Source organism: Aliirhizobium sp. YIM B11859 (assembly GCF_057163345.1).
The window spans coordinates 1,145,431-1,166,378 of the sequence record NZ_JBXHAY010000002.1; the positions used below are offsets into that span (position 1 = coordinate 1,145,431).

The window sequence follows — 20,948 nt, forward strand, 5'->3', positions numbered from 1 at the left end:
AGTGCATAGTCGACCGCAATCAGTGTGACAGATCACGGGCAAGACAACGGGAGGCTTCGGGTCGGCGGCTTCAGTTTGCAAGCCTGCTCAAGATCCTGTTGGAGATCCTGGCCGTAAAGCATCCGGCAATCCTGCCCCATGACAGGTCAACGGTTTTGTTTGGCAGATCCGGCCCATCCGGGTCTGCGGGCAGTCTCAACCACGCGATCTAGAGCGCGGCGCAAACATTTCATCGGACCCGAGGCCCGAATAAGAAACCGGCAGGCGCCCGAATGAGCGCCCGCCGGAATTTTTTAGCGGCGAATGCCCAGAGCAGCAATGATCTTGCTGTAACGGGATTCGTCCTTCTTCTTGAGGTAATCAAGAAGCGAACGACGGGTGGAAACCATGGTCAGAAGGCCACGACGCGAGTGGTTGTCCTTCTTGTGGTCCTTGAAATGACCCGTCAGGTTGTTGATGCGTTCCGTCAGGATTGCGACCTGAACTTCCGGAGAACCGGTGTCGCCTTCGACGGTTGCATATTCCTTGATGAGGGCGGCTTTGCGCTCTGCAGTGATCGACATCTTACGATCCTTTCGTAAAGAGGAGAAGAAGACGCCAAAAGCCGAGATGTCGTTCAGCTTTGGCCATGAATGCAGAAGGAACGCCTATAGGCCGCCTGATGCTGGCGCTGCCTATAGACCATTCAGCCTGCAATTGGAAGAGGCGCCCAATCGATCAGCCGAACACCCGCTTCGGGCGGAATTCGCCCTGACCGATCTCGCCGATGGCGACCAGTCGTCCGCGGACCGTCGCATAGGCTTCCGGCTCGTCAACCGGTGCTTCGCGGCCACGCAGGATGATCGGGTTGCCCATCTTGATCCGATGCGCCTGCTCCTCCGTCACCGGCAGATGCGGCAGGCTGGACAAGGCTTCGGCCGTATCGATCAGGGAGGCATCGAGTGCTGCGAGACGTTCGTCGCGGTCCTCGATCTTTTCGAGCGCCACGAGATCGGCAAGCGCGATCATCTTGTCTTCGGCAAAGGGTGCAACGAAAGTCCGGCGAAGATCGGAAATATGGCCGTAGCAGCCGAGATCGCGACCGAGGTCGCGGGCGATTGCGCGCACATAGGTGCCCTTGCCGCATTCGACCTCGAAATGCGCCTCGTTTTCCGTCACGCCGACCAGTGTCAGGCGGAAGACTTCGACCTCGCGCGAGGGGATCTCGACCGTCTCGCCCTCGCGAGCCAGATCATAGGCACGCTCGCCGGCGATCTTGATTGCCGAGAACTGCGGCGGGATCTGCTGGATGGTGCCGGTATAGTTCGGCAGGAGATCGCGGATCGCCTGCTCGGACGGGCGCGCGTCGGACGATGCCGTCACCTCGCCTTCGAGGTCGTCGGTCGAACGTTCTTCGCCCCAGGTGACAGTGAATTCATAGATCTTGCGGCCGTCCATGACATAAGGGACGGTCTTGGTCGCATCGCCCAGCGCGATCGGCAGCATGCCGGAGGCCAAAGGATCGAGCGTGCCCGCATGTCCGGCCTTCTGGGCGTTGAACAGCCACTTGATCTTGGAGACGGCTTCGGTGGAACCGAAATCGACCGGCTTGTCGAGGATAAGCCAGCCGGAAACCGCCCGGCCCTTGGGTTTGCGTGGTTTGGACATGCGTACTCTTTATGGTGTTTCGGTTATTCGTCGTCGCCCTTGCTCTCAAGGTCGCGCTGGACCTCGGGCGAGCGGAGCAGATTGTCGATCTTCTTGTAATTGTCGAAGCTCGTATCATCACGGAAGCGCACTTCCGGCATGTATTTCATCTGCCTCAACTGGCCGCCGAGCCGGCCACGAATATACTTGGCGTGGCGGTTCAGCGCGTCGATGACCGCAAGATGGTCAGGCACGCCGAGCGGTGTCACATAGGCGGTCGCGATCTTCAGGTCGGGCGACATGCGCACTTCCGACACGGAGATCACCGTCTTCTCGATCAGGTCGTCACGCACTTCGCCGCGCTGCAGGACCTGGGTTATGGCGGCGCGAACCTGTTCGCCAACGCGAAGCATGCGCTGGGAGGGCGCCGAAGATGTAGCCTTAGCCATGTTTAATCTCTTTACCAGCGCCGCCGGGGTTCGTCCCGGTAGGGGGAGACCCCTGGGCGCTTCTTCATTCAAGGGGCGTCAAATGACCCAGAGGCGGCAAAAGGTCAAGGCGCGGCCGCGATTATTCGGCCGCGCGGACGACTTGTCCCGGTGGCAGCCAAGGCCAAAGGACATCAAAACAGGGCGTCTTCGATGTCCTCGTCGCTCATGACGGCCGCGACGACCGCCGTTTCGACCGGAGGTGACGTGCCGAGAACCGCCGCATGGAGCTCCCGTTCGGAGACCATGGTGTAGAGTTTGCCGATGCGGCCGCCGAGATCGGCCAGGGCCGGTTCCAGCGCGGCAGACGGATCGCCGTCGCCGCAGATCATCGCCTCTTTCGAAATTTCCTGGGCACAGGTGCGAAGGACCTCGCCGAGTTCGGCCTTGAAGTCGAGCCGCGACAGGGATCCGTTCATCTGCTCGGTCGCGTCCCGGCTCTGTCCGCTCAGTGCCTCAGTCCCGGCATCCATCCGGTCGCCGACATCGCCGATCTTCGCCATCGCCCGGGCGAGGCGGTCGTCGAGCGGATCCTCGCCGGCCGCATCCTGCAGGGACGCGAGCTTTTCGGAGGCTTTTTCGAGCGCTATCAGCTCGACCAGAACCTTCTCCGCCGTCTCGTCCAGAGCGCCGGCGAAATTGCGCAACTCTGCGGTGACGACGTTCAGCGCCTTGCCATGTTCGCCGATCTTGCCGCAACGAAGATTGGTGTTCAGCGCCATGTAATGGATGTCGGTACGCACCAGCTGAATGACGCCGATGTCGTTGATCAGCTCCTGCACGGTCGCCGCGGTCGAGCGGCTCAACTCGCCGGCCTCGACGGAAACGGCCTCGATCTCCCGGACGGCCTCGCGGGCGACGCCGACACCAGCTTCCAGCCCGCGCATGGAATTATCCCCTTCGCCATCCGTCATCTGCTGGCGCAGCTCGTCTATCTGTCCGAGATCGGAGCGGAAGCTCGCGATGGTCTTGACGATCTTGGCGGTATCGCGCTCGAAATCGTCGATCGACTGGCCAAGCTGCAGGGCCACGAGATTGGTGATGATGGAGGACAGGTTGTTGCGATCGGCGACCGTCAAGGAACCGGCCTCGCTTCCGATATAGGTGTCGAGCAGCGTTAGCGAGCTCTGGCAATGCTCGATCCGCTGGCGGGTGATATCGCCGATCTGCATCGCCGAAAGCACCGAGGCGAGCTTGCCCTGGATGCCGGCTGCAATCTTGCGGACGCGTGCGGCACGATCGACGAGGATCTTTCGCTGCGCCTTGATCTCGGTGCCACCGGTCGACAGATCGGAAACGATGCCGGGAATGGTCGCTTCGTAGCGTTCGATCGTCGTGCGGCCACGTTCCATCACCGAACCCAGGCCCGTACCCAGATGCTGCAGCTTGCCACCAAAATCGTTGACCTGCCGCGTTCCGGCGTGGATGCGGTCCAGAATTTCTTCGGCAAATCCGGCGAAATCGTCAATTCCGGCACCGGTGATCTTGGCGGTGACGGCGAATGTACGCAGGTAGCGCATCGTCTCCAGCATGTTCGCCACATGAGGCCGCAGATTGCGCTCGGCGCCGGAAATATCGACAAAACCGGCCTGGCGCGCGGTCTCGATACGGCTGAGCTCCGAAAGCCTGCCCACCGTCTCATGCAGTTCGGCCATGGTTGCGTTGGCGGTTTCCTCATCGAGCGACGAGGTGAGCTGGTCGAGCGAGCCGATCAACTTGTTCAACACATCGAGCACAGACAACAGCGCCGCACCCCCTTCGAGAAAACGCTCCTCGATACGGGCCCTCGCCGTTTCCATCCGCTCGACAAGAACCGACGGCCTGGAAAACTCGACCTCACTGACCAAAACTGCTGCGACTGCCACTTGCCACCACCCCTGATGATACGCCGGCGCCATATCGGCATCGACGGAAATTGCCCTGTTCTTTCTTGGGACAATTTTATGCCCGTCCGCCATTGCGACGTCGGGGCACGTTTTGTCCTCGCTTGGCGGCAACATGGCCCGGCGGGGGTTAACCGCAGTGAAACAGTCGGCGGGCATTGGAGCGGTTTCGGCTCAATTGGTTAATTTTCGACAGATATGAACAGCCTGCAAATGCTGGCTACTAGTAATTCCGCATGAAAACTCACCGGGGTGAATTAACGCCTCGTTAAGCATGATGTCCCAAGTTGGGCAGGCTTTTTCAGCATGTTGGAATGCGTTTGGAGTAGGTATGAATATTGAAGGTCATATTGAAGCGTGCCTGTCCCTGCCGACGAACCTCACCGTTCGTGCGATCACCGACATTCGCGAAGACATGCTGAAATTCATCGACACGCACGAGACCGCCACGATCACGCTGGCGGACGACGTACAGGTCGACATCAGTTTCCTCCAGATGATCGAAGCAGCCCGCATCTATGCCGGTACCGCCGGCAAGCGCATCGCGCTGTCGCAGCCGGCAAGCGGGCCGCTGCTCGAAACGCTGCGCCGGAGCGGCTTCCTGGAAGGCATGTCGGCCGACGACGCACAATTCTGGTTACATCAAGGGGACATTCAATGAGCGCCAATATCCTGACCGTCGACGACTCGGCGAGCATCCGACTGACGACGCGGGTCGCGCTTTCGAATGCCGGCTATGAGGTCACCGAAGCGGTCGACGGGCTCGACGGCATTGCCAAGCTTAATGCAGGGACGTTCGATCTCATCGTCACCGATCTCAACATGCCCAATATGGACGGCCTGACAATGATCCGGGAACTGCGCAAGCTGCCGGCGCATATGGGCGTGCCGGTGATCTTCCTGACCACAGAATCCGACGGCGAGATCAAGCAGCAGGCAAAGGCTGCCGGCGCGACCGGCTGGCTGACCAAACCGTTCGACCCGGAAAGCCTGGTCAAGATCGTCAAGAAGGTTCTCGGCAAATGAGCTTTCCCGATCCTATCGCGGTCTTCAGACAGGAAGCCGCCGAGCTTCTGGAGCAGGTCGAGGCGGGGCTCCTCGACCTCAACGTCAACCTCGGCGACAAGGATCAGATCGACGCGGTATTCCGCGGCCTGCACACGTTGAAGGGCTCGGGCGCCATGTTCGGCTTCGAGGCGCTGGCAGCGTTCACCCACCATTGCGAAACGGCTTTCGACCGGGTGCGCAAGGGCGAGGTTCCCGCCACCCACGCGCTCGTCACCGCCGTGCTCGAAGCAAAGGACCATATGCGGGCGCTGGTGGAAACGCCGTCCGGCGACCATGAGGCGATGAGCGAGGCGCTGCTTGCCAACCTGCGCCGCGCCGTCGATGGTGCCGGCGAGCCGGACGCCGCAGCGGCTACTGAGAGTGCCGGGAAACTCTACAAGATCCGCTTCTCGCTACCGCAGAACGCCATGGCGAACGGCACCAACCCGCTGCCATTGCTGGACGAGCTGCGCGAGCTGGGCACATGCCGCATCGTCGCCGACCGGTCGAAGATCCCGTCGCTGGACGATCTGGCCCCGACAGACCTTCACATCGCCTGGGATGTCGAACTCCTGACCGATCAACCGCTGTCGGCGATCGACGACGTGTTTATCTTCGTCATGGACGACATGGAGCTGACGGTCGAGGAGATTGCGGCACCGGCTCAGGCTGCGACATCCGCCACGGCAACGACACCCGTCCGCGCCGAACCCGCCGCACCTCAGTCTGCGGCTCCGCAGCCGGCAGTGCCTGCCCCGGCTGTGGCCGCCTCCCCTGCCGCGTCCAATATCCCGGCAAACGCCCCCGGGGATGCAAAGGCTGCCAAGGGAAATGAAAACGTCCGCGTTCCTGCCGAAAAACTCGACGAGTTGATGGACCGGGTCGGCGAACTGGTGATTGCCCAGTCGCGCCTGTCGCAGCTTGCCGGCGGTAGCGGCGACCTGATGCTGCGTGCCGTATCCGAAGACGTCGAACGACTTTCCGGCGAATTGCGCGACACGATGATGGTACTGCGCATGGTGCCTGTCGCGCATCTGTTCAGCCGCTTCCGCCGCCTCGTCCACGATCTTGCCCACGAGACAGGCAAGAAGATCGAACTGATTACCGAAGGCGAGACCACCGAGGTCGACAAAAGCGTCATCGAACGGCTTGCCGATCCGCTCGTCCATCTGGTGCGCAATTCCTGCGACCACGGACTGGAGACGGCCGGGGACCGGCTTGACGCCGGCAAGTCGGAAGCCGGGCATATCCATCTTGCGGCCCGCCAGCAGGGCGGCGAAGTGATCATCACCATCAAGGATGACGGCCGCGGCATCAACAAGGAGAGGGTCCGCGCCAAGGCCGAATCCTCCGGCCTGATCGCACCGAATGCCAGCCTCACCGACCAGGAACTCTACCAGCTGATTTTCCAGCCGGGCTTCTCCACGGCCAGCCAGGTGACCAACCTTTCCGGACGCGGCGTCGGCATGGATGTGGTCAAGCGGACGATCGACGCTCTTCGCGGCACGATCAACGTCGTCAGCCGCCCGGGGGAAGGATCGGAAATCTCGCTCGCCATCCCGCTGACGCTTGCGATCATCGACGGCCTGCTCGTGCGCGTCGGCAATGCCCGCTATGTCATTCCGCTTTCGGCGGTGGAGGAATGCCTCGAGCTTTCGATCGAGGACGACATGCGCTCGCGCGGCCGCAGCTTCATCTCGCTGCGCGACAGCCTTGTGCCTTTCCTGCGCCTGCGCGACTTGTTCCGCACCGGCACCAAGCCCGATCCGTTCCAGAAGGTGGTGGTCATCTCGACCGGTTCCGAGCGTGTCGGCCTCGTCGTCGACCAGATCATCGGCGACCACCAGACGGTGATCAAGGGCATGTCGAAGCTGCATCATGACGTGGCGACCTTCTCGGGCGCCACCATTCTTGGCGACGGCGGCGTGGCGCTCATTCTCGACGTCGGCCATCTGGTCGCCGAAGGACAACAACAGGAGGCGCATCTGCGCGCAGCCGGATGAACCAAGCGGTCAGAAAACTTTCCGAAGACCTGTGGAACGGGCGTGACGAACTGGAGGTGCTGACCTTCGAGATCGCCGGCGAAACCTTTGCACTCGAGGCCTTCATCGTTCAGGAAATCCTCGACCTTTTGCCGGAAACCACGGTGCCGGGAGCAAGGGCCTTTGTCGGCAGCGTGATCAATTTCCGCGGCAAGGTCATTCCGCTCGCCGATATCAGGCTCGCTTTCGGCATGGAGGCGACGAAGCCGACGATCGACAGCCGCATCATCGTCATCGCGATGGACATTGACGACGAACCGGTTCTGGCCGGCATCCGCACCGACAAGGTCAACGAGGTGACGACGCTGATGCGCTCGGCCGGCGAACCGCCGCCGAGTGTCGGCATGCGCTGGCGCCCGGACTTCATCGACTGCCTGGTCAAGCGCGGCAGCGAATTCATCATCCTTCCCAATCTTCAGGTCATTTTCTCGGCCCAACACGATCATTCCGCAACAGGCGGACCCCGTGCCTGGTCGCCTTCCGACGGAGACAGATAAAATGCGTGCCTCGATCAAGCTCAAGCTTGCCTCGGCCTTCGGCTTCATCATTCTGATGTTGATCGTCACCGCCGGTTACGGCATCCTCAGCCTCAGCAATCTCAACGATACTCTGGAAGAGGTGATCCAGGGACCGGCGACACGCCTCAAGTTGACCCAGAACCTCAATGCACAGCAATTGCAGCAGTTGCGCCAGCAGAAGAACCTGCTGCTTGCCAGCGATCAGGCCGACATGCGCCGCTACATCGAAAGCAATGATGCAGCCCGCAAGGCCTTCGACGAAAACTTCCAGGCGATCCAGGCTCGCGCCACCGAACAGGGGCGCGTCTATTGGGACAAGCTGGCTGCCCTGACAGCGGAATTCCGCAAGCAGGACGACCGCATCCGCGCGCTGATGCTTGCTGGCGACGCGGCCGGTGCGAACCAGATTTCCAGCAACGAGGCACGCTCGGTCATCAACCAGATCGACCCGCTGTTTACCGAGGTCATCAAGCTTGAGGAAAGCCGGCTGCAGGCCGCCGACGAACAGTCGGACATCGATTATGCCCAGACCCGCATGATCATGATCTCGGTCGCGTCTGCCGCCTTCCTGATTGCCGCGCTCGCGGCTCTGTGGATCGCGATCAGCATCAACAAGGGCCTGCGCAACGCGGTCAGCGCCGTGCAGAACGTTGCGGATGGCGATCTCACCCGCTTTGCCACGATCACCAGCAAGGACGAGATCGGCGATCTGCTCGGTTACGTCAACACGATGATCGAACGCCTGCGCGGCGTGGTCGGCGACGCGCTTTCGGCCTCCGACAACGTCTCCTCCGGCAGCCAGGAGCTGTCGGCCAGCTCCGAACAGCTGTCGCAGGGCGCGACCGAACAGGCGTCCGCCGCCGAAGAGGCCTCCGCCTCGATGGAGCAGATGGCCGCCAACATCAAGCAGAACGCCGACAACGCCGCCCAGACGGAGAAGATCGCCCGCCAGTCGTCGAAGGATGCAGAGACCTCCGGTCAGGCTGTCAACCGTGCCGTCGGTGCGATGCGCACGATTGCCGAAAAAATCTCGATCGTCCAGGAAATCGCCCGCCAGACAGACCTTCTGGCCCTCAATGCCGCGGTCGAGGCGGCACGCGCCGGAGAACATGGCAAGGGTTTTGCCGTTGTTGCTTCCGAAGTGCGCAAGCTCGCCGAGCGCAGCCAGGCAGCGGCTGCCGAAATCAGCGCGCTGTCCGGCGACACCGTGCAGGTCGCGACCGAAGCGGGTGAGATGCTAAACCGGCTGGTGCCGGATATCCAGAAGACCGCCGAACTGGTGTCGGAAATCTCGGCCGCCTGCCGCGAGCAGGATATCGGAGCCTCGCAGATCAACGAAGCGATCCAGCAGCTCGACAAGGTCACCCAGCAGAATGCCGGCGCTTCGGAAGAAATGTCGGCAACCTCCGAGGAGCTCGCCTCCCAGGCCGAGGAATTGCAGGCCTCGATCGCCTTCTTCCGGGTCGATCAGGCCGGTGCAAAAGCCGCGCCCAGGCGCTCCGCCGCTCCGGCCCAGCGCACAGCGGCAAAACCTGCCTACAAGGCTCCTGCGCGTGCCAATCAGGCGGTTCATGCACAACAGGCCAGAGCCAAGGGTTTTGCTCTCGACATGTCGGTGGGCGGTCCGGATGCCGACGACGAACATTTCCGCGAAAGCGCCTGACATATCCCGCCGGGCCTTCAGGCCCGGATTTCCTCCCGCATGAGGCGGGAGGCTTATTTCAACACGCGAGAGTGAATGCATCAGTCTTCGCGGTGGAGCCTACGGGGGCTCCCCTATACGAAGCCATTTTTCAAGGACATCCTGATGCGGTTCACGATCAAACTCAAACTTGCGCTCGCCTTCGGCTTGATCATCCTCATGCTCATGGGAACGGCGGCCTATGGCATCATCAGCCTCGGCAATCTCAACAGCAATCTCGAAGATGTGCTGCAGGGCCCGGCCGCACGGCTGGAGCTCGCCCAGGAACTCGACGCCCAGCAATTGCAGCAGATCCGCCAACAGAAGAACCTGCTGAATGCGCAAAATGCTGGCGAAATGCAGAAATACATCGCGCTCTCGGACGCCGCGAGGAAGGATTTCGACGGCGCGCTTCAGGAGGTTCTCTCCAAGGCGACCGAACAGGGAAAGCCGATCTGGCAGAAGCTTGCCGGTCTGGCTGACCAGTTCCGCAACGAGGACAATCGCATCCGTTCGGCCATCACGGCGGGCGATACGGCGACGGCCCTGCGGATCTCGAACGGCGAGGCGCGTGAGCTGACCGGTTCGATGGACGAATTGTTCAGCCAGGTCATCTCGCTCGAAAAAAGCCGGCTTGTCGAAGCCGATAACGCCGCCGACGAGCTTTACGCCCATACCCGCCTGGTGATGATCTCGATCGCCGCCGCCGCACTTTTGATCGCCGCCATCGCTGCCACCTGGATCGCGCTTGGCATCAGCCGCGGGCTCAACCGGGTGATGACGGTTGCCGAAGCTGTTGCCATCGGCGATCTCAACCAGACAGTCGACATCAGGTCCAATGACGAGATCAGGGATCTGGTCACCAAGGTCAACATCATGACCGCCAACCTGCGCAACACGGCCGAGATCGCTGACCAGATCTCGAACGGCAACCTGACCGTGACGCCGAAGCCGCTTTCGGACCGTGATACGCTCGGGATTGCGCTGGAAAGCATGGTGCAGCGCCTGCGCGGCGTCGTGGCCGACGCGCTGTCGGCTTCCGACAATGTCTCCTCCGGCAGCCAGGAACTGTCCGCCGGCTCCGAACAGCTTTCCGAAGGTGCAAGCGAGCAGGCGGCCGCCGCCGAAGAAGCTTCTGCCTCGATGGAGCAGATGGCCGCCAACATCAAGCAGAATGCCGACAACGCCGCCCAGACGGAAAAGATCGCCCGCCAGTCGTCGAAGGATGCCGAAGCGTCCGGCCAGGCCGTCGCGCATGCCGTCGCCGCGATGCGCACGATCGCCGAAAAAATCTCGATCGTCCAGGAAATCGCCCGCCAGACCGATCTTCTGGCGCTGAATGCTGCGGTGGAAGCTGCGCGCGCCGGTGAACACGGCAAGGGTTTTGCCGTCGTTGCCTCTGAAGTGCGCAAGCTTGCCGAACGCTCCCAGGCGGCTGCAGCCGAGATCAGCTCGCTGTCGGGTGAGACCGTGCAGAGTGCCGCCCAGGCCGGCGAAATGTTGAACCGGCTTGTCCCGGACATCCAGAAAACCGCAGAGCTGGTGTCGGAAATCTCCGCCGCCTGCCGTGAACAGGATATCGGCGCGACGCAGATCAACGAGGCGATCCAGCAGCTCGACAAGGTGATCCAGCAGAATGCCGGCGCGTCCGAGGAAATGTCCTCGACTTCCGAGGAGCTGGCTGCCCAGGCCGAGGAATTGCAGGCGTCGATCGCCTTCTTCCGCGTCGAGCGGAATACGGCGGCGACGCCGGCGCGGACGGTGACGGCTCGCCCTGCCCAGCCGGGCACCCGCTCGCCGGCACCTGCACGCGCAAGAGCACCGCAGGAACAATCGGTCTCCGGCCAGCAGGCGCGGGCAAAGGGTTTTGCCCTCGACATGTCGATGGGCGGCCCCGACCGTGAAGACAGTGATTTCCGGGAAAGCGCTTAAAACCATGGCCGCATCATCTGAAAAACAATTCGTAACCTTCAGCCTCGGCGAGGAGCTCTTCGCCGTGCCTGTGGAGGTGGTGCGGGAAATCCTCGACCATGAGGATGCCTTCAAGATCCCGCACGGGCCGGATTATCTTCTTGGCCTGCGCGATGTCCGCGGACAGGGCGTGCCGATCATCGATCTGAGGATCCGGCTCGGCATGAGCCCGACGGCCAAGACGCCGCATACGCGCATGCTGGTTCTCGACGTGCCGATCGGCGACAAGGTGCTGGCGCTCGGCCTCGTCGCCGACCGCGTCTACGAAGTCGTGCCGTTTCGCTTGGAGCAGATCGAGGATGCGCCGGATATCGGGATTCGCTGGCGGTCCGACTATATTGCCGGCGTGGTGCGCAAGGATGGCGCCTTCGTCGTGATCATCGATCTTGCCCGGTTGTTCTCCGATGCCGGCCCGGCTCTTGCCGGCGTCGCGCCTGCAGCGCAGGTCGCATGACAGTCACCGGCATGACGGCAGCAGCCAGGACCCAGCCGCTCGACGACCGGCTCAGCAAGCGCAATTTCGATGCGCTGTCACACTTCATCTACAGCTATAGCGGCATCAAGATGCCGCTGAACAAGACGACCATGCTCGAAGGCCGGCTTCGCCGTCGCCTCAGGGTTACCGGCATCGCGACGTTCGACGCCTATTGCGACTATCTGTTCAATCAGGGCGGCATCGACAGCGAAGCGATTTACCTGATCGACGTGGTGACGACCAACAAGACGGATTTTTTCCGCGAGCCGAAACATTTCGACTATATGCGCGACCACGCGCTGCCGGATCTGGTCCAGCAGTTCTCGACACGTCGCCTTCGGATCTGGAGTTCGGCCTGCTCAACCGGCGCCGAACCCTATACTCTTGCCATGGTGATGTCGGAATTTCTGCAGACACAGGCTGCGGACCGCGACTATTTCGTGCTGGCGACCGATCTTTCGACAGACGTTCTGGAAAAGGCGCAGAAGGGCATTTACGCCTCGGACATCATGGCGCCGGTACCGCCCGAAATGATGCGGAAATACGTGATGCGGCCGACAAACACACAGCGGCAGGAAATGCGCATCACCCCGAAGCTGCGCCAGAAGATCGGTTTTGCCCGTCTCAACCTGATGGACAAAAGCTATTCGGTCGGTGACCAGATGCATATGATCTTCTGCCGCAACGTGCTGATCTATTTCGACAAGGAAACCCAGCAGCATGTGCTGAACAGGCTGTGCGACTGCCTGTTGCCGGGTGGCTACCTGTTCATCGGCCATTCGGAAACGGTGAGCGGTTTCAACCTGCCGATCCGGCAGGTCGCCAATACGATCTTCAAGCGGGTATAGGCCAGGCATGGGCGAAAAGATTCGGGTTCTGATCATCGACGATTCGGCCAGCGTCAGGCAGACGCTGTCGTCCCTGCTTTCGGAAGATCCGGATATCGAGATCATGGGCGTCGCCAACGATCCGTTCATGGCGGCGCGCAAGATCCGCGAGGAGATACCCGACGTCATTACGCTCGATGTGGAAATGCCGCAGATGGACGGCATCACCTTCCTGCGCAAGCTGATGGCCCAGCATCCGATCCCGGTAGTGATGTGTTCGTCGCTGACGGAGCAGGGGTCGGAAACGCTGATGCAGGCGCTCGAAGCCGGCGCCGTCGACATCATCCTCAAGCCCCGGATAGGGGCTGCCGACCACCTTGCCGAACATGCCGAGCAAATTCGCCAGACGGTGAAGGGCGCTGCGCGTGCGAGCATCGCCAAACTGCGCAGCGGCCGCATGACCGAGCGCGGCGTCCAGGGCAAGCTGACTGCAGATGCCATCTTGCCGCCGCCAAAGATCGGCGCGATGGCGAAAACGACCGAAATGATCGTCTGTGTCGGAGCATCGACCGGCGGCACCGAGGCGCTGCGCGAACTCTTGGAAGCCTTGCCGGCAAATTCGCCCGGCCTGGTGATCGTCCAGCACATGCCGGAAAAATTCACTGCAGCCTTTGCCAAACGGCTGAACGGCCTTTGCGAGGTGGAAGTCAAGGAAGCCGCCGATGGCGACCCGGTGCTGCGCGGCCATGTGCTGATCGCTCCCGGCGACAAGCACATGCTTCTGGAACGCCGCGGCGCACGCTACGAAGTTTCCATCCGCCCCGGGCCGCTGGTCAGCCGCCACCGGCCGTCGGTCGATGTGCTGTTCCGCTCCGCCGCACGGTCTGCCGGCGGGAATGCGATGGGAGTGATCATGACCGGGATGGGTGATGACGGCGCCCGTGGAATGAACGAAATGCACCAGGCCGGCGCCTTCACGGTGGCACAGGACGAGGCGACATCGGTCGTCTTCGGCATGCCGAAGGAAGCGATCGCCCATGGCGGAGTGGATCGGATCGTACCACTTGAGCAGATCGCGCGGGAGATTTTGGCGGCGGATCGCAGGCGATAAGGCGTCTGCGCTTCTATCCGACATAAAGACCGGTCAGTTGTATCGACTTTTCCCAGAGGCTGGCAGAGACATCCCCATTCTCGGCTTGCAAAGGAATTTTCGCTGGCGCAGGTGCTCCCCGGGTCTCACTCATGCTGCTTGGACCGTAATAGCCACCGGGCTTGGCGTTCGGCGAGGTCGCTGCAAAGAGTGTCGGCAATGCGCCTTGCGCCGGGGGCTGGAACAGGAACCAGAGAAGCGAGCGCGTGACCCCCATGGCGCTGAACCTGCCCGGAGCATTGTGGAGAAGGTTGGTGCGGGAAATTCCGGGATGCGCCGCAATACTGGTAATGCCCCAACCTCCGGCATCGCTTCGCCGCTGCAATTCCAGGGCAAACATCAGGCAGGCAAGTTTCGACTGGCTGTAGGCTCGCATCGGTTTATAGCTGCGTTTCGCCTGCAGATCATCGAGGTCAATCATGCCCGACCGGGCGGCGATGCTCGAAAGCGAGACCACGCGCGGATCTTCTCCCTTTTGCAACAGGGGAAAGAGCTGCGCCGTCAGCGCGAAATGGCCAAGGTAATTGGTTGCGAATTGCAGCTCAAAACCATCCGGAGTTTCCTGCCGGTTCGGCGGCATCATCACGGCAGCATTGTTGATCAGCAGATCAAGTTTTTGCTGCCGGCTTGCCAGCCGCGCGCCAAAGTCAGCAATCGATGAGAGCCTCGCAAGGTCGAGCATTTCGAAACGGATGCTGGCTCCCGGAACCGTTTTCCTGATGCTTGCCACGGCATCCGCGCCCCTATCGGCATTGCGGCCTGCAATGATGACATCCGCACCGGCCTGCGCCAACACCAGCGCATCCTGATACCCGAGCCCGCCGGTGCCGCTGATTACCGCCGATCGCCCCTCTTGAGATGGAATATTCGAAATGCTCCATGCCGGCATGATCTTAGCTTCCTCAAAAATCGCACATGGTGTAAAATTATAATTGCACCAAGTGTAATTTTCAAGAGACACGAAATTGTCGCCACTCGACATCGAAAAACGGGGTCACGCCGGATACGGCCTGCGCGAACGGAAGAAGCAGGAAACCCTGCGCCGCCTGATCGATATGGGGGTGAAGCTATTTCTTGCAAATGGCTACGAGGCAACGACGGTGGACGCCATCGCGGCCGCAGCGGGTATTTCGCGTCGCACATTCTTTTATTATTTCAAGTCGAAGGACGATATTCTGCTGTCGCTGCAGAGCCGCGGCTTTGAGATCATCCGTGACGCTGTGGCGAAGTCCCGCGCCGATCAGCCTCCCCTTGATGCCGTTCAGGCCGCATTCGTCAAAGCCTGCGCTCCTTACCCTTCCGACGAGATGATGATCCTCGACAGGGTGATGCTGTCCAGCGAAAGCCTGCGCGGTCGAAAACAATTGGCCTATATGCAGCAGGAGGAGGAACTGTTTGCCAGCTTATGCGAACGCTGGCCTGATCCCGCCAGGCATGCCTCCCTCCGTCTGGTTGCCATGGCATCGATGGGTGTGATGCGACTTGCCATGGATGCCTGGCGTGAAGAAGGTGGCAATCGGCCTCTGACAGCATTGATCGTCGAGACGTTTGCCGCGCTCAAAACGGAACTCTGATCTCGATTGTCGTTAGGTCGAAAAAATGCCGGCTCATTGGGTCGGCTCGCGATGACCCTCGCTCTCAAAGACCTGCCAACCAAGATTTCACAAGAGAATTTCAGCTTCTGTTAACCATGTTGACCAAGAATGGATGGCGCGCATCATGAGGGTGCGGCCAGAGCCATGTCCGTCATCGGCTCGCAGCCGAACAGGTTCTCATCGATGCCCGTCATCACTTTCGCCAATACCAAGGGCGGCGCCGGCAAGACGACTGCCGTGTTGCTGCTTGCATCCGAACTCGCTCATCTCGGTTACCGGGTCACCGTGCTCGATGCCGATCCGCAACGGTGGATCTCGCGCTGGCACCAGTTGTCGCCGGTGATGCCGCGGCTTTCTGTCATTCCTTATGTCACCCAGGCATCGATCGAGCGGCATATCGCCGACAATCGTTATTCGACAGATTATTTCATCGTCGACCTGCCCGGCGCCCAGAGCCCCCTGCTGGCCAAGGCGATCGGCCTGTCCGACCATGTGCTGATCCCGATCCAGGGCTGTGCCATGGATGCCCAGGGTGGCGCGAACGTGCTGGAACTGTTGCGTTTTCTCGATGTCAAAGCCGGCATCAAGGTGCCGCATTCGGTGGTGCTCACCCGTGTCAACTCGATGGTCACGACCCGTGCACTGCTTGCGGTGAAAATGCTGCTTCTGGAGCGCGGTGTAGAGGTGCTGGCGACGCCGATCATCGAACGTGCCGCTTTCCGCGACATATTCGATCTCGGCGGCACGCTGCACACGATGGATGACGCACGGGTCAGCAATCTCGACAAGGCGCAGCAGAATGCCCGAACATTCGCGCTCGAAATGCTGCGGCACGTGCCTTTGAAGGGCACGAAGCCGATTTCCGAAAGTGCGACCGCCCGCCGGTTCTGGCAGGCGGCCTGAACCAAGGCGTCAAGCCTTGACCTTGATCTGAAGCTTGACGTCGGATGCATGTCCGGCGGCAGCGCGTTCGAAGGCGGCGATCGATTCTTTGAAATCGAAGGTACCGGTGATCAACGGCTTCAAATCGACCTTGCCGGATGCGATCAGTTCCAGTGCCCGGTCGAAGATATTGGCGTAGCGGAACACTGTCTCGATGCGCACTTCCTTGGAAATCGCGCTTGCCACGTCAAACGGCACCGGTTCGACCGGCAGACCGACCAGCACGAACGCGCCGCCCGGGCGCACGAGATCGAACATGCCCTGATAGGCCTTCGGGCTGCCGCTTGCCTCGAACACCACATCGGCGCCCCAGCCGGACGTCTCACCGGCGATGACTTCGGCAAAGGATTGTTCGCGCACATTGACCGGGATGATCCCCGGATATTGCGCGGCGATCTTCAGCTTGTCGGCGCTCAGATCCGAGATGAAGACACGGGCGCAACCACCTGCCAAGGCGGCGAGCGCCACCATTATGCCGATCGGGCCGGCGCCGATGACGGCCGCCACATCACCCGGCTGCAGCCTGGCGCGGGTTGCGGCCTGCATGCCGATGGCAAACGGCTCGACCATCGCGCCTTCCTCGAAGGACACGTTGTCGGGCAGCTTGTAGGTGAAGGCGGCCGGATGGACGGTAAAGGGCGCCAGAACCCCATGGATCGGCGGCGTCGCCCAAAAACGAACGTCCGGATCGACATTGTAGAGGCCAAGCTTCGAGGCGCGGGACGACAGGTTGGGAATGCCCGGCTCCATGCAGACGCGGTCACCGACCTTGAGGTTCTTCACTTCGGAGCCGATTTCGACGACGATGCCGGCGGCCTCGTGGCCCAGCACCATGGGTTCGCGCAGCACATAGGGGCCGATCGCGCCGTGGGTGTAATAATGCACGTCGCTGCCGCAGACACCGACCGTATCGATCTCGATCTTCACGTCGCCCGGGCCGACATCGAGCGGCAGATCGATCTCCCTCAGCGTCAGTTTACCCTTCTGCTCCAATACGAGAGCCTGCATGTCCTGTCCTTCCCTATTCTTACATCATCCCTTTTTGGCCTCCATGTTGGGACCAAGGTATGGGATGCGCAACATACATACTCACGGGCGGGCCATTGCGCGACGGGGTGCGTGCGCTACAAATGAGAAATATTTCGGGGAGGAAATATGCGCTCAGTCGTGGACGAAGTGGAAAAACGCCGTGCCGAGGCACGGATCGGCGGCGGGGAAAAGCGGGTCGCAGCCCAATATGCCAAGGGCAAGCTGACCGCCCGCGAGAGGATCGAGGTCCTGCTCGACGAGGGTTCGTTCGAAGAATTCGACATGTATGTGACCCACCGGGCGGTGGATTTCGGCATGGCGGACAGCAGGATCCCCGGCGATGGGGTCGTCACCGGCTGGGGCACGATCAACGGGCGACAGGTCTATATCTTCTCGCAGGATTTCACCGTGCTTGGCGGTTCCCTGTCGGAAACCCATGCGCAAAAGATCTGCAAGATCATGGACATGGCGGTGAAGGTTGGGGCACCGGTGATCGGGCTAAACGATTCGGGCGGCGCCCGCATCCAGGAAGGCGTCGCCTCGCTTGCCGGTTATGCGGAGGTGTTCCGCCGCAATGCCGAATGCTCCGGCGTCATCCCGCAGATCTCGGTGATCATGGGACCCTGTGCCGGCGGGGCGGTCTACTCGCCGGCGATGACCGACTTCATCTTCATGGTACGCGACACATCCTACATGTTCGTCACCGGCCCCGACGTGGTGAAAACGGTAACCAACGAGATCGTCACCGCGGAGGAACTGGGCGGGGCGGTGACGCATACGCAAAAATCCTCCGTTGCCGACGCCGCTTTTGAAAACGATATCGAGACGCTGGAGGCGGTGCGCCAGCTTTTCGATTTCCTGCCCTTGAGCAACCGCGAAAAGCCGCCGGTCCGGCCGGTCCACGATGATCCGGCACGGATCGAAATGCGGCTGGACACTCTGGTACCAGACAGCGCCACAAAACCCTACGACATGAAGGAGCTGATCCTGGCTCTGGCCGACGAGGGCGATTTCTTCGAGATCCAGCAGGCATTTGCGAAAAACATCATCACCGGCTTCATGCGCATCGAGGGCCAGACGGTCGGTGTCGTCGCCAACCAGCCGATGGTGCTGGCCGGCTGTCTGGATATCGATTCATCGCGCAAGGCAGCACGTTTCGTGCGTTTCTGCGATGCATTTTCGATCCCGATCCTGACGCTGGTCGACGTACCGGGTTTTCTTCCCGGCACGGCGCAGGAATATGGCGGGGTGATCAAACACGGTGCCAAGCTGCTGTTTGCCTATTCGCAAGCGACGGTGCCGATGGTGACGCTGATCACCCGCAAGGCCTATGGCGGCGCTTATGACGTGATGGCCTCGAAACATATCGGCGCCGACATCAACTATGCCTGGCCGAGCGCCGAAATCGCGGTGATGGGCGCCAAGGGCGCGGCCGAAATCCTCTACCGATCGGAACTCGGAGACCCGGAAAAGATCGCGGCTCGGACAAAGGAATACGAAGAGCGTTTCGCCAATCCGTTCATCGCTGCCGAACGCGGCTTCATCGACGAGGTGATCATGCCGCATTCGTCGCGCCGCCGTATCGCCCGGGCATTTGCAGCGCTCAAAAACAAGCAGGTGGCGACGCATTGGAAAAAGCACGATACGATCCCGTTGTAGAGGTCTTTCGCTTCAGGGGATGCGATGCCGAAAGTATTCGAGTGGAAGGGATGGAGTTTCGAATTTTACAGCCTAGATCGGAACGAACCAACACATGTCCATATCCGCAGGGATCGAAAAGAAACGAAGATCTGGCTGAAACAGTTGACTGTATGTAGCACGCAACAAGCGCTGCACTGACAAGGAACTGAACGACCTTCTCGCCGTCGTGCAAGAAAACCAGATTTCCTTTCTGGAGAAGTGGCATGAGCATTTTGGAAATTGAAGACGACCTGCTCGAGCCGGTCAGCGCCCATTGCACCGATACCGAACTTGTCGTGCGACTGGAAAACGGCGCGTCTCTCGTGACGCCGCTCTGGTGGTATCCAACGTTGCTTTCCGCCTCACCCGAGGAGCGTAATGCCATTGAGTTGTCGCCCTACGGCATTCACTGGCCGGGCCTTGACGAAGACCTCAGCATCGAGGGGATGTTAAAGGGCTCACGTTATCCGAACGCCAAACCACCCGCCGAGGCTGCTGAATAAAATTGAACCTTGCTTGAAAAATGCTTTGTCTGCGGGCAAGGCGTTTTTCTGTCTCTATATAGATAGGATTCGCCAGGAACTCAGCCTGAATGCCAATCCAAGCAAGGACCGAATTTCATGACCGAGAAGTCCCCCGCCGACAATTTTCCCGCAGGCTATGAGCCACCTAAAGTGTGGACCTGGGAAAAGGGTAATGGTGGCCAGTTTGCCAATATCAACCGGCCGATTGCCGGCCCGACCCAGACCAAGGAACTACCGGTCGGCAAACATCCGCTGCAGCTTTATTCGCTCGGCACGCCGAACGGCGTCAAAGTGACGATCATGCTCGAAGAGCTGCTGGCCGCCGGCCATGGCGCCGCAGAATATGACGCGTGGATGATCAATATCGGCCAGGGCGACCAGTTCGGTTCCGATTTCGTTGATATCAATCCGAATTCCAAAATTCCCGCCCTTATGGACCACGCCCCCAAGGATGGCGGCAAGCCCCTGCGCCTGTTCGAATCCGCTTCGATCATGGTCTATCTGGCGGAGAAATTCGGCGCCTTCCTGCCCACCGACCTGCGCGCCCGCGCCGAGGCGATGAACTGGCTGTTCTGGCAGATGGGATCGGCTCCGTTTCTCGGCGGAGGCTTCGGGCATTTTTATGCCTATGCACCGATGAAGATCAAATATGCGATCGACCGCTACGCGATGGAAGTCAAACGCCAGCTCGACGTGCTCGACCGGCATCTGGCCGATAACCAGTTCATGGCCGGCAGCGACTACACGATCGCCGACATGGCGATCTGGCCGTGGTACGGCAATCTGGCGCTTGGCCAGGCCTATGGAGATGCCGGTGACTTTCTTGAGGTTCAGAGCTATAGCAACCTGCAGCGCTGGACGGCGGAGATTGTCGCCCGCCCGGCAGTGAAGCGCGGCCGCATGGTAAACCGGACATCCGGTGAGCCATCCGAGCAGCTGCGTGAACGTCACGATGCATCCGATTTCGACACCAAGACGGCCGACAAGGTCGCAAAGGCTTAAAGGGTAAAGACATGGCAAACCTGCCTGACATGACCAAACATCGGGGTTTTCCGGGCGGCATGCCGGGCACGGGGATCCAGTTCACCATCCGTCGCGCCAATCCGAAAGGCGTGACGCCGCTCAAGGCGATCCCCCGCAGGGGTCGTCCGGGCATGCAGGAACACAAGATCGATGCTGCCTTCCTGCATGCGCTGTGGCACCATTTCGGCACGGAGCCGTTCGAACGCGGCAATCTCGATGCGGCGCGTCTCTGCCTGCTGTTTGGCCGCGAAGTGCTGCCGGCTGACAAGGATTTCGATCCCCTGTCCTACGAATCGATGCTGATCATCAACGAAAAGCTCGCCCGCGAGAATTTTCCGGAATCCTTCGAGAACTATTTCGAAATCTGACATCGGTCTGTTGTTTTCGGCTATCGCGCCAACCGCCGGAAGGTTTGTGCGGTAAGTGTTAAGCCGGGCAGGTTGCCTG

General features: G+C 60.8%; 22 protein-coding genes. 16 read left to right on the plus strand and 6 right to left on the minus strand.

Features of this window, described 5'->3' with window-relative positions; translation table 11 throughout:
• Positions 1–293 precede the first annotated feature (293 nt).
• The 4 genes from rpsO to AC2GXZ_RS11780 form a co-directional block, all read right to left on the minus strand.
• Positions 294–563: a 30S ribosomal protein S15 gene (gene rpsO, locus AC2GXZ_RS11765; RefSeq protein ID WP_319318240.1), complete on the minus strand. Its 270-nt coding sequence runs from the start codon at positions 561–563 to the stop codon at positions 294–296.
• A gap of 154 nt (positions 564–717) precedes the next feature.
• The gene (truB, locus tag AC2GXZ_RS11770) at positions 718–1,647 is read right to left on the minus strand and encodes a tRNA pseudouridine(55) synthase TruB (RefSeq protein WP_483759316.1); all 930 of its coding nucleotides are present in this window, start codon (positions 1,645–1,647) and stop codon (positions 718–720) included.
• A 23-nt stretch (positions 1,648–1,670) separates the two neighbouring features.
• Positions 1,671–2,075, minus strand: a complete 405-nt coding sequence (gene rbfA / locus AC2GXZ_RS11775; protein WP_483759317.1) for a 30S ribosome-binding factor RbfA — start codon at positions 2,073–2,075, stop codon at positions 1,671–1,673.
• A gap of 173 nt (positions 2,076–2,248) precedes the next feature.
• Positions 2,249–3,979, minus strand: a complete 1,731-nt coding sequence (locus AC2GXZ_RS11780; RefSeq protein ID WP_483759318.1) for a chemotaxis protein — start codon at positions 3,977–3,979, stop codon at positions 2,249–2,251.
• A 349-nt stretch (positions 3,980–4,328) separates the two neighbouring features.
• On the opposite strand from AC2GXZ_RS11780, the gene AC2GXZ_RS11785 reads away from it, so the two are divergent.
• The 9 genes from AC2GXZ_RS11785 (at position 4,329) to AC2GXZ_RS11825 (ending at position 13,669) form a co-directional block, all read left to right on the plus strand.
• Entirely contained in the window at positions 4,329–4,658 is a 330-nt protein-coding gene (locus AC2GXZ_RS11785; RefSeq protein WP_483759319.1) for an STAS domain-containing protein, read from the plus strand.
• Positions 4,655–5,023 carry a response regulator gene (locus tag AC2GXZ_RS11790; RefSeq protein WP_483759320.1) on the plus strand — a complete coding sequence of 123 codons (369 nt, stop codon included), beginning with the start codon at positions 4,655–4,657 and terminating at the stop codon, positions 5,021–5,023. Before AC2GXZ_RS11785 ends, AC2GXZ_RS11790 begins: the two co-directional genes overlap by 4 nt.
• The gene (locus AC2GXZ_RS11795; protein WP_483759321.1) at positions 5,020–7,047 is read left to right on the plus strand and encodes a chemotaxis protein CheA; all 2,028 of its coding nucleotides are present in this window, start codon (positions 5,020–5,022) and stop codon (positions 7,045–7,047) included. Before AC2GXZ_RS11790 ends, AC2GXZ_RS11795 begins: the two co-directional genes overlap by 4 nt.
• A complete protein-coding gene (locus AC2GXZ_RS11800; RefSeq protein WP_483759322.1) occupies positions 7,044–7,583 on the plus strand; it encodes a chemotaxis protein CheW in 540 nt (179 codons plus the stop codon). Before AC2GXZ_RS11795 ends, AC2GXZ_RS11800 begins: the two co-directional genes overlap by 4 nt.
• A gap of 1 nt (position 7,584) precedes the next feature.
• A complete protein-coding gene (locus AC2GXZ_RS11805) occupies positions 7,585–9,267 on the plus strand; it encodes a methyl-accepting chemotaxis protein (protein WP_483759323.1) in 1,683 nt (560 codons plus the stop codon).
• Between the two features lie 144 nt (positions 9,268–9,411).
• Positions 9,412–11,217 carry a methyl-accepting chemotaxis protein gene (locus AC2GXZ_RS11810; RefSeq protein ID WP_483759324.1) on the plus strand — a complete coding sequence of 602 codons (1,806 nt, stop codon included), beginning with the start codon at positions 9,412–9,414 and terminating at the stop codon, positions 11,215–11,217.
• A 4-nt stretch (positions 11,218–11,221) separates the two neighbouring features.
• Positions 11,222–11,710 carry a chemotaxis protein CheW gene (locus AC2GXZ_RS11815; RefSeq protein ID WP_483759325.1) on the plus strand — a complete coding sequence of 163 codons (489 nt, stop codon included), beginning with the start codon at positions 11,222–11,224 and terminating at the stop codon, positions 11,708–11,710.
• On the plus strand, positions 11,707–12,579 hold the full coding sequence (locus AC2GXZ_RS11820) for a CheR family methyltransferase (RefSeq protein ID WP_483759326.1): 873 nt from the start codon (positions 11,707–11,709) through the stop codon (positions 12,577–12,579). Before AC2GXZ_RS11815 ends, AC2GXZ_RS11820 begins: the two co-directional genes overlap by 4 nt.
• 7 nt (positions 12,580–12,586) lie before the next feature.
• The gene (locus tag AC2GXZ_RS11825; RefSeq protein ID WP_483759327.1) at positions 12,587–13,669 is read left to right on the plus strand and encodes a protein-glutamate methylesterase/protein-glutamine glutaminase; all 1,083 of its coding nucleotides are present in this window, start codon (positions 12,587–12,589) and stop codon (positions 13,667–13,669) included.
• Positions 13,670–13,682: 13 nt separating this feature from the next.
• Here the strand turns inward: AC2GXZ_RS11825 and AC2GXZ_RS11830 are convergent, their stop codons facing one another.
• Positions 13,683–14,597 carry an SDR family oxidoreductase gene (locus tag AC2GXZ_RS11830; RefSeq protein WP_483759328.1) on the minus strand — a complete coding sequence of 305 codons (915 nt, stop codon included), beginning with the start codon at positions 14,595–14,597 and terminating at the stop codon, positions 13,683–13,685.
• A 76-nt stretch (positions 14,598–14,673) separates the two neighbouring features.
• Here AC2GXZ_RS11830 and AC2GXZ_RS11835 point away from each other — a divergent pair, with 76 nt between their 5' ends.
• Both AC2GXZ_RS11835 and AC2GXZ_RS11840 read left to right on the plus strand, forming a co-directional pair.
• Positions 14,674–15,282: a TetR/AcrR family transcriptional regulator gene (locus AC2GXZ_RS11835; RefSeq protein ID WP_483759329.1), complete on the plus strand. Its 609-nt coding sequence runs from the start codon at positions 14,674–14,676 to the stop codon at positions 15,280–15,282.
• A gap of 204 nt (positions 15,283–15,486) precedes the next feature.
• Positions 15,487–16,206: a ParA family protein gene (locus tag AC2GXZ_RS11840; protein ID WP_483759330.1), complete on the plus strand. Its 720-nt coding sequence runs from the start codon at positions 15,487–15,489 to the stop codon at positions 16,204–16,206.
• A gap of 9 nt (positions 16,207–16,215) precedes the next feature.
• Here AC2GXZ_RS11840 and AC2GXZ_RS11845 read toward each other — a convergent pair whose 3' ends face one another.
• The gene (locus AC2GXZ_RS11845) at positions 16,216–17,253 is read right to left on the minus strand and encodes an NAD(P)-dependent alcohol dehydrogenase (RefSeq protein ID WP_483759331.1); all 1,038 of its coding nucleotides are present in this window, start codon (positions 17,251–17,253) and stop codon (positions 16,216–16,218) included.
• A 147-nt stretch (positions 17,254–17,400) separates the two neighbouring features.
• Between AC2GXZ_RS11845 and AC2GXZ_RS11850 the strand changes: the two genes are divergently transcribed.
• From AC2GXZ_RS11850 to AC2GXZ_RS11870, 5 genes are all read left to right on the plus strand, one after another.
• Positions 17,401–18,933 (plus strand): acyl-CoA carboxylase subunit beta, encoded by a 1,533-nt coding sequence (locus AC2GXZ_RS11850; RefSeq protein WP_483759332.1) that lies wholly within the window; start codon positions 17,401–17,403, stop codon positions 18,931–18,933.
• 24 nt (positions 18,934–18,957) lie between these two features.
• Entirely contained in the window at positions 18,958–19,113 is a 156-nt protein-coding gene (locus AC2GXZ_RS11855) for a DUF4160 domain-containing protein (protein WP_483759333.1), read from the plus strand.
• A 65-nt stretch (positions 19,114–19,178) separates the two neighbouring features.
• Entirely contained in the window at positions 19,179–19,457 is a 279-nt protein-coding gene (locus AC2GXZ_RS11860) for a DUF2442 domain-containing protein (protein ID WP_483759334.1), read from the plus strand.
• A 117-nt stretch (positions 19,458–19,574) separates the two neighbouring features.
• Positions 19,575–20,480, plus strand: coding sequence for a glutathione-dependent disulfide-bond oxidoreductase (gene yghU / locus AC2GXZ_RS11865; RefSeq protein WP_483759335.1), 906 nt, complete (start codon positions 19,575–19,577; stop codon positions 20,478–20,480).
• A gap of 11 nt (positions 20,481–20,491) precedes the next feature.
• Positions 20,492–20,869: a hypothetical protein gene (locus AC2GXZ_RS11870; RefSeq protein WP_483759336.1), complete on the plus strand. Its 378-nt coding sequence runs from the start codon at positions 20,492–20,494 to the stop codon at positions 20,867–20,869.
• Positions 20,870–20,948 lie beyond the last annotated feature (79 nt).